Annotated in this window: 2 protein-coding genes; both read left to right on the plus strand. The window is 75.8% G+C overall.

What is annotated here, in order from left to right; all coding sequences use genetic code 11:
• The first annotated feature begins 220 nt into the window (after window positions 1-220).
• A complete protein-coding gene (locus G7A99_RS19605) occupies window positions 221-943 on the plus strand; it encodes a double zinc ribbon domain-containing protein (protein ID WP_163143394.1) in 723 nt (240 codons plus the stop codon).
• A 211-nt stretch (window positions 944-1,154) separates the two neighbouring features.
• A partial coding sequence (locus G7A99_RS19610) for a chorismate lyase (RefSeq protein WP_163143397.1) occupies window positions 1,155-1,465 on the plus strand: 311 nt, incomplete at its 3' end.

Below are 1,465 nucleotides of genomic sequence, written 5' to 3' on the forward strand. Positions count from 1 at the left end.
CCATGCGGATGAGCTCGAAGCGCTCGACCAGGCGCGCCCCTACCTCGCGATGCAGGACGGCGGCCTCGTCGTAATGGGCGGCCGCGGCATCGAAACGTGCCGCCCGCACCCGCACCCCGTGGTCGGTCTCGGCCATGACTGTACTGTCCTCTCCGGCGCTGCGAACCGCCGCCATCCTACCGTATGATGCGGTCATTACGGGCACGGCAGGGAGGCCGTCATGATACCGGGCATGGACCTCGCGGCACTGTGGGAGGGTATCGGGCGGCACCTCATGGCCGCTCCCTGCCGGCTCTGCGGCGAGCCGCCCGAGGCCGCCGCGGAGCTGTGCCGCGACTGCCGCGCCGCGCTGCCGTGGATCGACCCGCCCTGCCCCGGCTGCGGCCTGCCGCTACCGCCGGGACGACCAGACGCGCCCTGCGGGCACTGCCTCCGCCGGCCGCCCCCGTGGCAGCGCCTGATCGCCCCGCTCGCCTACACGCCACCGGTGAGCGGCCTCGTCCACGCCTTCAAGGACGACGGCGACTTAGCCGCCGGCCGCCTCCTCGCGGACCTGCTCGCCGGCGCCCTGCCGTCGGAATGCCCGGGCGCCATCCTGCCCGTCCCCCTGCACCGGCGCCGGCTGCGCGAACGGGGCTTCAACCAGGCCGCAGAGATCGCGCGGCGCCTGCCCGGCCGCACCCTGCACGGATCGCTCCAGCGCCCGGCCCCCGGACCGGACCAGCGCGGCGGCAACGCGAGGCGCCGCCGGGCCAACGTGCGTCGCGCCTTCGTCGCCGATCCGCGGCGCCTGCCGCGGCGGGTCCTGGTCGTCGACGACGTCGTCACCACCGCTGCCACCCTCACGGCGGTCACAGAGGCACTCCGCCGCGCCGGCGTCGGGACGGTCTGGGTCTGCGCCCCGGCACGAACGCTCCCCGACGGCGCACGAAACCGCCGCTGAATGCCGGCGCGGTCCACTATGGCCACCCGCTGGCGGCCCGCTCCGCGGGCTCACTGGCCGCCCCGCCACCGGCGTGCCAGAATACCGGCCCCGGGCGCCGGCACCAACGGCCCCGCGACCTACATGCGCACTAGACGACCCCGCCGGGCGGCACACGACCGCCACCGGAGACGCCCCGGCGGTCGTGCACGGATCCGCAGGGAGGAACGGCTTGCCTGGAGCGCGTAACTGGCGTCCCATCGGCGCCCCGGCCGGGGGCCACGTCCCGCCGGCGCTGAGACCCTGGATCGAGACCCCGGGATCGCTGACCGCCCGCATGCGCCGGCGCTGCGACGGTGCCTTCCGCGTGGAGGTCGTGGGCCAGTACTGGCAGCGCCCCTGGCGGGACGAACGCCGCCCCGTGGGGGTCCGCGAGCACCGCCTGGCCTGGGTCCGCGAGGTCATGCTCTGCAACGGCGACACGCCGTGGATCTACGCCCGGAGCATCATCCCGACCGCCACCCTCGGCGGCACCCTGCGCCG

The organism is Arhodomonas sp. KWT (assembly GCF_010993615.1).

Coding starts and splice junctions, on each gene's coding strand:
- G7A99_RS19605 (WP_163143394.1), top strand. CDS start 221: ATGATACCGGGCATGGACCTCGCGGCACTGTGGGAGGGTATCGGGCGG.